10 protein-coding genes are annotated in these 13,558 nt (G+C 40.5%); 4 read left to right on the top strand and 6 right to left on the bottom strand.

The genetic code is table 11. The annotated features are described in order from the left end of the window. The first annotated feature begins 114 nt into the window (after positions 1-114). The 4 genes from B4B65_RS17620 to gdhA all read left to right on the top strand — a co-directional run bounded on the left by B4B65_RS17620 (position 115) and on the right by gdhA (position 4,059). Positions 115-1,134, top strand: coding sequence for a methionine ABC transporter ATP-binding protein (locus tag B4B65_RS17620; protein ID WP_293917415.1), 1,020 nt, complete (start codon positions 115-117; stop codon positions 1,132-1,134). Next, positions 1,127-1,780, top strand: a complete 654-nt coding sequence (gene metI, locus B4B65_RS17625; protein ID WP_201678752.1) for a methionine ABC transporter permease MetI — start codon at positions 1,127-1,129, stop codon at positions 1,778-1,780. The genes B4B65_RS17620 and metI overlap by 8 nt, the downstream gene beginning before the upstream one ends. Before the next feature lie 15 nt (positions 1,781-1,795). Then, positions 1,796-2,605, top strand: a complete 810-nt coding sequence (gene metQ, locus B4B65_RS17630; protein ID WP_293917417.1) for a methionine ABC transporter substrate-binding lipoprotein MetQ — start codon at positions 1,796-1,798, stop codon at positions 2,603-2,605. A gap of 122 nt (positions 2,606-2,727) precedes the next feature. Further along, on the top strand, positions 2,728-4,059 hold the full coding sequence (gene gdhA, locus B4B65_RS17635; protein WP_293917419.1) for an NADP-specific glutamate dehydrogenase: 1,332 nt from the start codon (positions 2,728-2,730) through the stop codon (positions 4,057-4,059). A gap of 398 nt (positions 4,060-4,457) precedes the next feature. Here gdhA and B4B65_RS17640 read toward each other — a convergent pair whose 3' ends face one another. The 6 genes from B4B65_RS17640 to B4B65_RS17665 form a co-directional block, all read right to left on the bottom strand. Then, positions 4,458-6,377 (bottom strand): acetoacetate--CoA ligase, encoded by a 1,920-nt coding sequence (locus tag B4B65_RS17640; RefSeq protein ID WP_293917422.1) that lies wholly within the window; start codon positions 6,375-6,377, stop codon positions 4,458-4,460. Positions 6,378-6,441: 64 nt separating this feature from the next. Beyond that, entirely contained in the window at positions 6,442-7,488 is a 1,047-nt protein-coding gene (locus B4B65_RS17645; protein ID WP_293917425.1) for a ferredoxin--NADP reductase, read from the bottom strand. A 219-nt stretch (positions 7,489-7,707) separates the two neighbouring features. Beyond that, on the bottom strand, positions 7,708-10,785 hold the full coding sequence (gene infB / locus B4B65_RS17650; RefSeq protein ID WP_293917427.1) for a translation initiation factor IF-2: 3,078 nt from the start codon (positions 10,783-10,785) through the stop codon (positions 7,708-7,710). Positions 10,786-10,890: 105 nt separating this feature from the next. Further along, positions 10,891-12,129, bottom strand: coding sequence for a transcription termination factor NusA (gene nusA / locus B4B65_RS17655; RefSeq protein ID WP_002994057.1), 1,239 nt, complete (start codon positions 12,127-12,129; stop codon positions 10,891-10,893). Between the two features lie 2 nt (positions 12,130-12,131). Next, positions 12,132-12,602 (bottom strand): ribosome assembly cofactor RimP, encoded by a 471-nt coding sequence (gene rimP / locus B4B65_RS17660; RefSeq protein WP_201678746.1) that lies wholly within the window; start codon positions 12,600-12,602, stop codon positions 12,132-12,134. A gap of 113 nt (positions 12,603-12,715) precedes the next feature. Next, positions 12,716-13,495 carry an XRE family transcriptional regulator gene (locus B4B65_RS17665; protein ID WP_201678745.1) on the bottom strand — a complete coding sequence of 260 codons (780 nt, stop codon included), beginning with the start codon at positions 13,493-13,495 and terminating at the stop codon, positions 12,716-12,718. Between the last annotated feature and the right edge of the window lie 63 nt (positions 13,496-13,558).

A 13,558-nucleotide genomic window follows, 5' to 3' on the forward strand; every position in this document is an offset into this window, starting at 1 on the left:
CTTTGAAAAAAAAGAAAGATTTGATACCTTTGGCGCATATAACACCTATTAAGTATAAGCCTTTCAGTATGTAATGAAAGGTTTTTTTGTACGAAATGTTATTAATATAGTTAAATGGTAGAGTTAGTCAATATTTCAAAAACATTTAAGAGTAAAGGCATTTCTACAAATGCACTGGCAGATGTTTCGATAAAGATCAGCGAAGGAGAGATTTATGGAGTTATTGGAAGCTCCGGAGCAGGAAAAAGTACACTTATACGCTGTGTCAATCTACTGGAGCGCCCGGATAATGGTGCAATAGTGATTAATGGTCAAAACATTATGACTCTTCCACAACAGCAACTTACCGTCAAAAGAAGAGAAATAGGTATGATCTTCCAACATTTTAATTTATTCTCTTCCCGTACCGTATTTGAAAATATAGCTTTTCCACTCGAATTGACAGGTAAGCCCAAAATATGGATCAAGGAACGGGTAAACGAATTATTACAACTTGTTGGTCTGGAATCCAAAGCAAACGATTACCCTGCAAATCTGTCCGGAGGACAAAAACAACGTGTAGCCATCGCGCGTGCACTGGCCAATAACCCTTCTATTCTGTTGTGTGATGAGGCCACAAGTGCACTTGATCCGCATACGACTAAGTCTATCCTGCAATTATTAAGATCCATCAATAAAAAATTGAATCTGACAATATTGCTGATCACACACGAAATGGAAGTCATAAAGACAATTTGTGATCGTGTGGCGGTCTTAGATCATGGCAGACTCATCGAACAGGGAACCGTAGAACAGATATTCACCACTCCCAAAGAAGAGGTTACAAAACAATTCATCGCTTCATCTTTTAACGCCGAACTTCCGCAAGCAATTCAGCATAAATTGAAAGAGACAGGAAACCCGGTTGTTAAATTATTTATTACAGGTAACGAACAACAGTCTCTGCTGATTTCCGATCTGCAACGATTGTATCATACGGATGCCAAACTGATAAGTGCACAAATCGAATACATTGGTCAATCCAATTTTGGGTTGATGTTTCTGGAACTTGGCGGAGAATCTCAGGCTATACAAGAAAGCCTGACCTATCTGAAAACTAATTATTCATCTTTTGAAATTATAGGATATGTCTGATACCATAGTTAAGCTATTATTAGAGGGGACCTGGCAAACTCTGGTCATGACATTTGCCTCCGGTTTCTTTGGTTTTTTATTAGGACTTCCTACGGGAATTCTTCTCTTTGTCACACGCAAAGGACAGATAATGGAAAATAGAGTTATACACCAGGTAACTTCTGTAATAGTCAATATTTTCAGATCCATTCCTTTTATTATTCTGATCGTCTGGATGATTCCCTTTACCAGAGAATTGGTAGGTACATCTATTGGTGTATCAGCAGCATTAGTTCCGCTGAGCATTGGGGCAGCTCCTTTTGTTGCCCGTCTTGTAGAAAACAGTCTGTTGGAAATTCCTGCCGGACTTATTGAAGCTGCCAGAGCAATGGGAGCGACTCATAAACAAATAATACTAAAAGTATTGTTGCCGGAAAGCCTACCCTCCATGGTCAATAATGCAACCATAACGCTGATCACTTTAGTAGGATATTCAGCCATGGGCGGAGCAGTAGGCGCTGGAGGATTAGGGCAAATAGGTTATCAGTATGGCTATATAGGATATGATGCTTTTATTATGAATGCAGTATTGATCCTCCTGATACTGATCGTATTTATACTGCAGTTTACCGGAGATTTTATTGCAAAGAAAACAAATCACAGATAATACAAATATTAAGATATGAACATACGCACAAAACACATATGTATTCTTGTTGCAGCAGTACTGACACTCAGTGCGTGTAACGGCAATAAAAAAGACAGTCAGACATTGAAAATCGGCATTGTGGCTGGTCCCGAGAAGGAAATCGCAGAGACAGCTGCAAAGGTCGCCAAAGAAAAGTACAATCTGGATGTGGAGCTGGTGACGTTCAACGACTATGTTGTGCCAAACGAGGCCCTGAATCAGGGAGATTTAGATGCAAATGCTTTTCAGCATCAGCCCTATCTGGACGAACAGTCTAAGCAGCGGGGATATAAGCTTGTTCCGGTAGCCAAGACATTTGTATATCCTATCGTAGCCTATTCCAAAAAGATCAAAAATATAAGTGAACTGCTTCCGGGACAGACTATCGTTATTCCTAACGATCCGACCAATGGAGGCAGATCTTTACTGCTTCTCCAAAAGCAAGGTCTTATCAAATTAAAAGAGAATACAGGTATTCTGCCTAAGGTCACAGATATTCTTGAAAATCCGAAACAAATCAAATTCCTGGAGCTTGAAGCACCTCAGTTACCAAGAGTATTGGATGATAAAGAAGTCTATGTCGCTATTATCAACAACACATTTGCATCTCAGGCCGGACTTGATCCGGAAAAAGACGGATTATTTGCTGAAGATAAGGAGTCTCCTTATGTCAACCTGATCGTAACCCGTACAGATAATAAAGATGATGAACGTATAAAGAAATTTGTACAGGCTTATCAGTCTCCGGAAGTGGAAGAAGTTGCCCGTAAAATATTTAAAGGAAATGCGGTAAAAGGCTGGTAAGAATAAGCCTGCTATATATTAAAAAATAACAAATTAACGCTGCTGCAATTGTGAAAATATTAACAATTGCAGCATTTTTTTTATATATTAGCAACTATATTTAATAAACTTCCTAATACCTTATGTCTAAAGTATATAATACATTTATTGATTACATCGAAAAACGCAACCCTAACGAACCCGAATTCTTACAAGCTGTGACGGAGGTTGCGGAAGATCTGATCCCTTATATTGAACAACATCAACCTCAACTGTTAAAGATGAAAGTTCTGGAACGCTTAGCTGAACCTGAGCGTGTGATCTCTTTCCGTGTAACCTGGTTAAACGATAAAAACGAAATTGAGGTGAACCGGGGTTACCGTGTACAAATGAACAGTGCGATAGGTCCTTACAAAGGAGGATTACGGTTTGCACCAAATGTCAATCTGAGTATACTTAAGTTTCTGGCTTTCGAACAGGTCTTTAAAAACAGTCTGACCAGTCTTCCTATAGGAGGTGGTAAAGGAGGTTCTGATTTCAACCCGAAAGGTAAATCGGACACGGAGATTATGAAATTCTGTCAAAGCTTTATTTCAGAACTTTACCGTCATATCGGAGCGGAAACTGATGTTCCTGCCGGAGATATAGGTGTAGGAGAACGCGAAATCGGCTATATGTTCGGACAGTACAAGCGTCTTCAAAACAACTTTACAGGGGTACTTACAGGTAAAGGCGCCAACTGGGGTGGCTCTTATATCAGACCGGAAGCTACAGGATATGGATTGCTATATTTTGTATCCTGCATCTATGATTATCGCAGTGAAGAACTGAAAGATAAGATTGTAGCCATTTCAGGAGCAGGAAATGTAGCGTTCTATGCTGCAGAAAAAGCAATACAGCTCGGAGCTAAAGTAATTACATTATCCAATAGTCAGGGCGTATTGTATGACGAACAGGGAATTACTGCAGAGAAACTGGCATTCGTTGCCACTATAGGTCGTGATCTGGATAAATATATTTCAAAATATCCGGATGCAAAATATTATGAAGGTAAAAAACCATGGGAATTCAAGTGTGACATTGCATTACCTTGTGCTACCCAAAATGAACTGGATGGAGAAGATGCTCAAAAACTAATAGCTAACGGTTGTACCTGTGTAGCTGAAGGAGCAAATATGCCTTCCACCGCTGAAGCCATCAAACTCTTTCACAAAGCACGGCTTATCTTTGCTCCGGGTAAGGCAGCCAACGCCGGAGGTGTAGCTGTATCGGGATTAGAGATGTCTCAAAACTCGATCAGAGAGCAATGGACTAAAGAGAAAGTAGACAAAAAATTGCATGGTATTATGGAAAATATCCATAGAACCTGCGTGAAATACGGTCATGAGGACAACTATATTAATTACCTGAAAGGTGCTAATATAGGCGGGTTTCTAAAAGTAGCTAAAGCAATGATTGCACAGGGGGTCGTATAATATAACCTCTGTGCGGAAAATATATAAACGTAAGCAGTTGGCGGGGACGCCAACTGACGCGTTTAAGAGTTAACAAGAATACCTTCTGACGACTCATTCAAGAATTAAAAGATACAGCACTCCCCCCATTGCGTTTTCCTCACCGGCAATATCTACTACACTTTATCGTTCTTAGCAAGAAGATCCACTGATAACACATTCAGAATAACAGCTATGTAATTATTCCTCGCGTTTGCTGCGTGTCCTCACCAGCAATATCTACTACACTTTATCCGTCTCTAAGTAAGAATATCAACTAATGACGCATTCAGGATAACAGATAGGTAATGAGCCATGGCGTTTGCTGCTGTCCTCACCAGCAATATTTACTACACTTTATCCGTCTTCCTATATATTAATTATACTTTTTTACGGAGATCTATCCAATAATTGAGAGAATCGGGATTTTTCACCACATCTATACTAACAGCCCGGTCTATGGGTACGCCCATCATTAGTTTCTTAACAGGAATCTCCAGCTTCTTTCCACTCATTGTATAAGGGATATCCGGTACTGCCAGGATTTCATCAGGTACGTGTCTTGGACTATAAGTACTTCGTAGTTGTTTTTTGATTTCCGTCCGAAGTTCATCCGTAAGTTCCACTCCCGCTTTCATCTTGATATACAATGGCATAACAGAATCCCCGTTATCCAGGTCAATACAGATCACAAGACTGTCTTCCACATCTTCAAACGTATTCAGGACATTATATACCTCTGCTGTACCTATACGCACTCCTCCCCTGTTTAAAGTGGCATCAGATCTGCCATACATAATGATACCGTTATTATTCCGGGTTATTTTGATCCAGTCTCCATGACACCAGACGCCGGGATATTTGTCAAAATAACTTTCCAGATATTTAGCATTATCCTTATCCTTCCAAAAGTAAAGCGGCATAGAAGGCATAGGTACTTCGATCACCAGTTCTCCCACTTCATCGTATACCGCCACACCATCTTCATTATAGGCTTCTATTTTTGAACCCAACGTACGGCACTGGATTTCACCGGCAAAGACGGGCAATAATGTACTACCGGAAAGAAAAGCACTGCAGACATCCGTACCGCCACTTAAAGAAACAATTTGTACATCCTTCAGCTGGCCTTGCAACCATTGAAAAGTATCCGGAGGCAAAGGAGAACCTGTGGAACCGATGGTTTTGAGTTTAATATTAAGTTCTGATAATGACAGATCCTGACAGGATGTAAAGTAGGCTGCCCCGGCACCAAGATGATCTACATGATGATCAGCAACAAAATTCCAGATAGATTTCCGCTCCGGAAAGATAGGAGAACCATCATAGATACACAAAGTAGCTCCAACCAGAAGAGATGAAACAGCATAATTCCACATCATCCAACCTGTAGTCGTATACCACATAAAGCGATCTCCCTCCTGTACATTTTGGTGTAAAGCCAGCGCTTTATAATGTTCAATCAAATTACCGCCCGAACTATGTGTGATTGCCTTAGGTTTTCCGGTTGTACCTGAAGAATACAGTATCCATATAGGATGATCAAATGAAACTGCCTGAAATGTGAGAGGCTGTGCATGATCAGCTTCCTGCATTATTAAATCCCAATCTGCCCCATTTACCATGACAAGATCGGTAATAGAAGAAATCTGGTCTTTAATGGTTACCGCAGTTTCCTGCTTATCATATTTCTTTCCGTTATAATTATATCCTGAATCTGCAAAAAGAATCCTGGGTTCAATCAAAGTAAAGCGTTCGACAATACTTGCACTTCCGAAATCAGTTGAACAACAGGACCATATAGCTCCAATAGCATTCACCGCCAAGAATATAGCAATGGTTTCTGTTGTATTATTGAGTATACCCGCTACCCGATCTCCTTCTTTAATACCCTTTCTGATCAAAAACTGTTGTATAGCACGTACCTGATCTTTCAACTGAGACCAGGATACTTCTTTAACAGGCGTCTGTTCAGCCTGATAGAGAATAGCCGGACGTTTATCTGTCTCATTGCGAAAGACATGTTCAGCATAATTGAGTGTCGCACCCCGAAACCATTCTGTACCGATAAATCCCTGTCTGGAGTATGTAACAACAGCATCAAACGGAGAATGGGATTTAAGATCGAAATACTGAAATACAGAATGCCAAAAATCTTCAGGTTCAGAAACAGACCATTTCCACAACGTTTCATAATCTCTAAAAGAAAGCTGATAACGCTCTTCAACAAAGGTTTTAAAATCGAATAATGCAGAATTTTTCTGATAATCAGCAGAAGGTGTCCAGATCAGCTCACTCATAAATATATTACACTTGGTTATGTCTCAAATGTAATGAAAAGTAACGCCAGTACAAAGTTTTTACCTATACGACATCAATTACAGTTCCATCTTCGGTCGGATGACCGGTACATAATAAAATACGTCCGTTAGCGACTTCCCTGTCTGTCAATACTTCGTTATAATCCATTCGCACATTTCCGGATGAACATTGTGAAATACAGGTACTGCACATACCGGATTTACAGGAATAAGGCAGTTTGATTTTATTCTCTAACCCTACATCAAGAATTGTTTTGTTATAAGGTACAGACAGTTGGTGACGTTGGCCGAGAAAGTTAAGCGTAATGGAATAAGTTGTTTTATCTACTTCCTTTTCTGTTTCATCATCGTCATCTTCTTCATTTTCCGGCAACAGAAATGTCTCTCTTTTGATTTGACTGTCTGCATAGCCCATACCCAATAAAGTAAAACGGCAAAGATCCATATAAATAACAGGTCCGCAAGTATAGAAAAGGGTATCCGTTTTGAGTTCTTCTACATATTGTTTCAGAATATCATAGATAAAATCTCTGTTGAGACGGGCTTTCATGAGGTTTTTGCTGTTTGAAAAAATCCATATGATATGAAAACGGTCCGGATAGTTTTTCTGCCAACTGTCAAGTTCTTCCAGAAAAGGTGTCTGTTCCGGAGAACTATTGCTGTATACTAATACGATTTTGGATTTCCGTTCTCTTATTAAAGCTGTCTTCAGAATGGAAAATAATGGAGTAATGCCAATACCTGCAGCAAACAAAAATACAGTCCTTCTCGTATCAGGTACGGGTTCATATATAAATAAACCCTGGGGATCCAGCACTTCAATCTCTTCTCCGACTGTAATTTTATGATGTAAAAAACGGGAAATCTCACCGTTATCTACTCTTTTCACAGCAATACTTAAAGGTTCGTCTACATCTGGTGAACTTTTAAAGGAATAAGAGCGACGGACTTCGCGGTCTCCGAAAGTGAAAATCAGGGTTAGAAACTGCCCGGCTTTATACACAGGATAAGGCCCCGATACCGGTTCAAAATCTATAGAAATGTTATTATTCGCCTCTGGAGTTAATGCGGAAATCCGAAGTTTATGCATGTTTCAAAGATAAGATGCTTTTGAAATCCAAGCAAGTAATAAATAGGATTATAGATTCAAAAAGTCTGTTTTGGTATAAATTCATTTAGATTCTATACCCTCTCACGTTGTATTACAGATTTAACCGAAATAGCTGTTTTCGGATTCGATTATAAAAAGAATCCCCTTTCATTTTGCAATGAAAGGGGATTCTTTATACTTGTTATTCTTTTCAGTCTTTTACAACTTACGTTTAACTTCGACTTGTTCGAAGGCTTCCACGATATCTCCGACATGAATATCATTGTATCCCTGAATATTAAGACCACATTCGTAACCTTGAGATACTTCTTTCACATCGTCTTTGAAACGTTTCAGTGAGGCAAGCTTTCCGGTGAATACAACCACACCGTCACGTACGATACGGATATCACTGTTTCGGTTGATCTTACCGTCTAATACCATACATCCGGCAATAGTACCCACTTTCGAAATTTTGAAAGTCTCTCTGATCTCGACATTCGCCACGATCTTCTCTTCCAGTTTCGGAGCTAGCATACCCTCCATCGCAGATTTAAGTTCTTCAATAGCATCGTAGATGATAGAGTAAAGGCGGATGTCAATCTGCTCCTGCTCTGCAATCTTACGTGCATTCTGAGAAGGTCTTACCTGGAAACCGATGATGATCGCATCTGATGCAGAAGCCAGCAATACGTCTGATTCGGAAATCTGACCTACTGATTTGTGGATTACATTTACCTGAATCTCATCTGTAGATAAGTTCAATAATGAATCTGATAATGCTTCGATAGAACCATCCACGTCACCTTTCACAATTACATTCAGCTCTTTGAAGTTTCCGATAGCCAAACGGCGACCGATCTCTGCTAACGTAATATGTTTCTGAGCACGCATACCTTGCTCACGCTGTAACTGCAGACGTTTGTTAGCCACCTGACGTGCTTCTGACTCACTTTCCAATACATAGAATTTGTCACCCGCTGTAGGCGCTCCTGCCATACCTAATATCTGTACCGGCGTAGAAGGACCAACCTCTTTCACGCGCTCTCCGCGTTCATTGGTCAATGCTTTTACTTTACCACTATGTGATCCGGCCAGGATTGGATCTCCGACACGAAGTGTACCTCCCTGTATCAATACTGTAGTAACAATACCACGTCCTTTATCCAGAGCAGCTTCAATAACAGATCCTACAGCACGTTTTTTAGGATCGGCTTTAAGATCCAGCATTTCTGCTTCCAGCAATACTTTTTCCAGTAATAAATCTACATTGAGACCTGTCTTACCTGAAATTTCCTGACATTGGTATTTTCCTCCCCAATCTTCAACAAGGATATTCATTGCTGATAATTGTTCACGGATACGATCAGAGTTTGCTCCCGGCTTATCTACCTTGGTGAAGGCAAATACAATCGGTACTCCTGCAGCCTGTGCATGGTTGATAGCCTCTTTGGTCTGCGGCATCACACTATCGTCTGCTGCAATTACGATGATCGCAATATCTGTGATTTTAGCACCACGGGCACGCATTGCTGTAAAGGCTTCGTGACCCGGTGTATCTAAGAATGTTATTTTTCTTCCGTCTTCCAGTTTTACGGCATATGCACCGATGTGCTGCGTAATACCTCCGGCCTCACCACCTGTTACGTTCGCTTTACGAATGTAATCCAGAAGGGATGTTTTACCGTGATCGACGTGACCCATTACCGTTACGATAGGAGCACGCATAATCAGATTATCCGGATTATCGACTTCCTCTAATTCTGCAACTTCCTCATCTTCCGGTTTGATAAATTCAATCTGGTATCCAAATTCATCTGCTACAATTGCTAATGTCTCTGCATCCAGACGTTGGTTGATAGACACGAACAATCCCAGACTCATACACGTAGCGATAATTTGCGTTACGGATACGTTCATCAGGTTTGCCAACTCATTTGCAGTAACAAACTCTGTTACTTTCAATACATTGGCCATCATTTCCTGTTCCAATGCAGCTTCTTCAGCATGGTGAGCGACTTCGTCACGTTTCTGACGACGTAATTTCGCACGTTGAGCAAACTTACCAGACTTACCTGCACCACTCAAACGAGCCAGTGTAGCTTTGATTTGATCCTGGATTTCTTTTTCCGATGGTTCTTCCTTGTTTTCTACAGGTTTATTTCTACCCTTGAAATCAGGTCTGTTACCACCCGGACCTCTGTTACCCTGATAATTTCCGGGACCTCTGTTGCCCTGGTTGTTACCCGGACCTCTGTTCCCCTGATTATTACCGGGACGGTTTTGGTTATTACCTGGTCCTCTGTTACCTTGGTTGTTGCCACCCTGACCGCCTTGTTGGTTTCCACCTTGCTGGTTTCCGCCTCTATTCTGATCCTGGTTGTTTCCACCGGTATTCGGACCGTTATTAGTACGCTTACGCTTACGTTTCTGATCGTTCGCATTACCTGTTGCATTGGAAGAAGATGCTACCGGTCTGTCACGGTGTGACGGTCTTGCCGTAGGCAATTCGATCTTACCGATAACTTTCGGTCCGCTTAAGCTTTCAGCACGCGCACGGATGACATCATCCTGAGGTGCTGCCGGTTTAGCGGGCTCTGCAGGTTTAACCTCTTCTTTTTTGACAGCCTGAACTTCCGGTTTCACTTCTTCCACCTTTGGTTTAGCAGGTTCCACTGGCTTCTGCGCCTGGGGAACAACAGTTTCTTTTGGAGCTTCTACTTTTTCAGCAACAACAGGCTGAACAGGCTCTACGGGTTTTTCCACGATCTTTGGAGTTTCCACTTTTACCTCTACCTTCACAGGTTCTTCTATTTTAGGAGCAACTTCGCTCTTTTCTTCTTTTTTAGGCTTTCCTTTGCCTATGCTGTCCAGATCAATCTTCCCGACGATCTTCATACCTGAAAGATGAGGATGATCCTCAGCAGGTTTCTTCTCTTCTGGCACATCAGCCTTTACCGGAGTTGGTTCTGCTGGAGCATTCTTTATCAGGATCTCCTTTACCTCTGCTGTATCTTCATTCTCCGAGACAGATTCTTTAGGCGCAGCATTGCTACTTCCAGCAGGCGACTCATCACGACGAATTTTACCAATTACGATTTGCTTTGCCTCGTCCTTAACAATTTTGTCTCCCTGAAATTCGCTCAAAAGAACATTGTACATCTCGCCCGATAATTTAGTATTAGGTTTAGATTCAACATCAAATCCCTTTTTTACTAAATAATCCACAGCGGTAGCTATACCAATATTTAGTTCTTTTGCTGCTTTTAGTAAGTTTATGCTTTTACCTTCTGTCATTTATTGTGTCCTGTAATTATAAAGTATATACAAAAATATGTTTTTTTTACATGTTACTAACAATTTATTCGAAATTGCTGAGATAATAAATTGTTAAACCGGGTTCTATTCAAACTCGGACTGTAAAACGCGAACAATTTCCTGAATGGTATCTTCTTCAAGATCTGTACGTCTTACCAACTCTTCTTCCGTCAGTGAAAGAACAGATTTAGCGGTATCCAGACCTACACGTTTCAATTCGTCAATAACCCATCCTTCGATTTCGTCGCTGAATTCTTCGATGTCCACATCCTCATCAAATTCGTCATTCTCACGATACACATCGATTTCGTAACCTGTCAGTTTACCTGCCAGTTTAATATTGTGTCCTCCACGGCCAATCGCCAGAGATACCTGATCTGATTTCAGATACACAGCTGCCGTCTTGTTGTCTTCATCAATTTTGATAGAGCTGATACGCGCCGGGCTAAGTGCACGGGTGATATATAAGGAATGGTTTGTTGTAAAGTTGATAACATCAATGTTTTCATTTCTCAACTCACGAACAATACCGTGGATACGCGATCCTTTCATACCAACACACGCTCCTACCGGATCGATACGGTCATCATAAGATTCTACGGCCACCTTAGCACGCTCTCCCGGTTCACGAACAATCTTCTTGATGGTAATCAATCCGTCAAAGATCTCCGGTACTTCCAGTTCAAACAAACGCTGTAAAAATGCAGGTGCTGTACGAGAGATAATAATCTTAGGATTGTTGTTCATCATATCTACCTTATGTACTACCGCACGGATGCTATCTCCTTTTTTGAAATAATCCGCAGGAATCTGTTCAGTCTTAGGCAGAATCAATTCATTACCGTCATCATCAAGGACCAGAATTTCTTTTTTCCAGATCTGATACACCTCACCGATCACTAACTCTCCTTCACGATCTTTATATTTTTTGAAAACTTCGTCTTTCTCAAGTTCCAGAATTTTAGAAACCAATGTCTGACGTGCAGCCAGAATAGCTCTGCGTCCGAAGCTTTCCAATGTGATCTGCTCAATATAATCATCACCTACTTCAAGATCTGCATCATGCTTAACTGCCTCTGCCAACTCGATCTCCAGATCATCATCTTCTGAAAATTCATCTTCCACGACTACACGTGTTCTCCAGATCTCTAAGTCACCATTATCAGGGTTGACAATTACGTCCACATTTTCATCTGTACCAAACCGTTTGCGGATCATGCTACGGAATACTTCTTCCAACACAGAGATTACCGTAGGACGGTCAATGTTTTTAAACTCTTTAAACTCCTGAAAAGAGTCAATCAAATTGATATTGCTGCTCATTTTTACTTAAATGAAATTAACACCTTAGTTTCCTTTATTTGTTCAAATGGAATCACCGACTCAACCGGAACGGCTTTCTTCCCTTTTTCTTTTTTACTTTCCTCGATTGTAATGTCGTTTTCTGTCACATTCAGAAGCTTTCCTTCTCTCTTCTCTCCCTCGTGATTCTTGACCCGGACATTACGTCCTATATTCTTCTCATACTGACGATTCAGTACCAGAGGACTGTCAATACCCGGAGAAGAAACTTCAAGACGGTAAGCAGTTTCTATTACATTCTCTTCTTCCAGATGAAAACCAACATGACGGCTTATCTTTACACAATCATCAATCGCAATTCCGGAGTCCCCGTCAACAAGAATTTCAAGTACGCCATTGCCCTGCATTTTTATACTGACAATAAACAAATCCTCACGGTCTCCTATTTTTTCCAGAACTAACTCTTCAACCCGCTGTTCTACCTTTGTCTTCATCTATTACTGTTATTTTAAATCAATAAAGAATTAAAAAAGGGGGCATATGATGCCCCCTTCCTTTCAGATAGTACAAAAGTACAAAATATTTTTAAAAATCCAAAACATCTTTTTTATGCCTTATTATTATCGACTACTGCACTGATGGTTTTTTGCATTTGTGCCATCATCGAGGTCAGTGTTTCCATAGTAGGTTCGGGACTTGGCTCCGGCAGCTCAGTACTTATAAACGCCTTTGCTTTCCAGACTTCCAGAATATCATCTGAACCAACCCAGTATGCTTCATATGTCTTGTTATCGGATACCAGCTTCAATCCTTTTTCTTCTTTATATTTAAAGGCAATACGCTTATACACGACACCTTCTTCTTTTGAGACAATTATATAAGTCTGTCCGGGCTTGATGTCATGCCAGTTTTCTACATACTCTCCTATTATTACAGAGCCCGATGGCAAGGGCAACATAGAATCTCCCTTTATTTCAAAAGCACGGTATGTTCCCTGATTAAACATTGGAAGTGAAAATTTAGGCAATTCGGCTACATATTCCGGATCACCATATCCATTCAGATATCCTGCACTCGCCTTGACAGGTACCAATTCAATATTTTCACGATCCTTTTGATCTACCGTTACACTAAGAACACGCAGATTGGATGCGTTACTCCGTGGAGTAGGCTTCCACTTATCATCTATAATATCATTTGCCAGTTCATCCATCGTCAGATCAAAATATTCAGCTATTTTTTTTAGCAACTCGTATTTAGGCTCTGCTCTATCCTCTTCATACGCCCCCACTGAAGCGCGTTTAATTTCCATTAAATCAGCAAATTGCTGTTGTGTCAATCCTTTTTTCTTTCTGATGTATTTCAGATTGGAGGCGATGTTAGACATAATAATTTTTTAAATAAAATTTGTAAATACTAAAATTGTTAGTATAATTGTACTATCAAAATT

This window comes from Sphingobacterium sp. UBA5789, assembly GCF_002418355.1.
Taxonomy (GTDB): Bacteria; Bacteroidota; Bacteroidia; order Sphingobacteriales; family Sphingobacteriaceae; genus Sphingobacterium.

What these genes read in the sequence shown, in the direction of transcription:
- B4B65_RS17645 (WP_293917425.1), bottom strand. Translation starts at nt 7,488, where the DNA reads ATGCATAAACTTCGGATTTCCGCATTAACTCCAGAGGCGAATAATAAC.
- B4B65_RS17665 (WP_201678745.1), bottom strand. Translation starts at nt 13,495, where the DNA reads ATGTCTAACATCGCCTCCAATCTGAAATACATCAGAAAGAAAAAAGGA.
- gdhA (WP_293917419.1), top strand. Translation starts at nt 2,728, where the DNA reads ATGTCTAAAGTATATAATACATTTATTGATTACATCGAAAAACGCAAC.
- metI (WP_201678752.1), top strand. Translation starts at nt 1,127, where the DNA reads ATGTCTGATACCATAGTTAAGCTATTATTAGAGGGGACCTGGCAAACT.
- rimP (WP_201678746.1), bottom strand. Translation starts at nt 12,602, where the DNA reads ATGAAGACAAAGGTAGAACAGCGGGTTGAAGAGTTAGTTCTGGAAAAA.
- nusA (WP_002994057.1), bottom strand. Translation starts at nt 12,129, where the DNA reads ATGAGCAGCAATATCAATTTGATTGACTCTTTTCAGGAGTTTAAAGAG.
- B4B65_RS17640 (WP_293917422.1), bottom strand. Translation starts at nt 6,377, where the DNA reads ATGAGTGAGCTGATCTGGACACCTTCTGCTGATTATCAGAAAAATTCT.
- B4B65_RS17620 (WP_293917415.1), top strand. Translation starts at nt 115, where the DNA reads ATGGTAGAGTTAGTCAATATTTCAAAAACATTTAAGAGTAAAGGCATT.
- metQ (WP_293917417.1), top strand. Translation starts at nt 1,796, where the DNA reads ATGAACATACGCACAAAACACATATGTATTCTTGTTGCAGCAGTACTG.
- infB (WP_293917427.1), bottom strand. Translation starts at nt 10,785, where the DNA reads ATGACAGAAGGTAAAAGCATAAACTTACTAAAAGCAGCAAAAGAACTA.